General features: G+C 67.4%; 1 protein-coding gene. It reads left to right on the top strand.

Features of this window, described 5'->3' with window-relative positions; translation table 11 throughout:
- Positions 1 to 435, top strand: a 435-nt coding sequence (locus tag AB4Z27_RS29640; RefSeq protein ID WP_441646063.1) for a helix-turn-helix domain-containing protein, incomplete at both ends; no start/stop codon positions are given.

Here is a 435-nt window from a genome sequence, read left to right as displayed (position 1 = left end):
GCCCGAGTCCATCACGATGACGATGCGCGAACTCGACCGATTCAAGGTGATTCAGGCCGTGGTCGAACAAGGCCTGCCGATATGGCGCGCGGCCGAGAAGCTTGGCCTGTCGCGGCGACAGATCGAACGGCTGGCGCTCCGATATCGCGAGGACGGGCCCTGTGGGTTGGGTTCTCGCAAGCGTGGACGCAGCAGCAATCGTCAGCTTCCTCCTGGTCTGGAATCCCGCGTGCGCGGCCTGATCCGCGACAGCTACGCCGACTTCGGACCCACGCTAGCTGCCGAGAAGCTGCGGGAGCGCCATGGGATCGACCTGGCCAAGGAGACGGTGCGGCGGATCATGATCGACGCCGGCTTCTGGGTGCCGAGGAAGCTGCGCCCGCCCAAGGTCCACCAGCCGCGCAACCGCCGGGCCTGCCTGGGCGAGCTGGTGCC

This window comes from Cupriavidus sp. KB_39 (assembly GCF_052114485.1).
Lineage (GTDB): Bacteria > Pseudomonadota > Gammaproteobacteria > Burkholderiales > Burkholderiaceae > Cupriavidus.
This window is presented reverse-complemented; position numbering and strand designations above follow the sequence as displayed.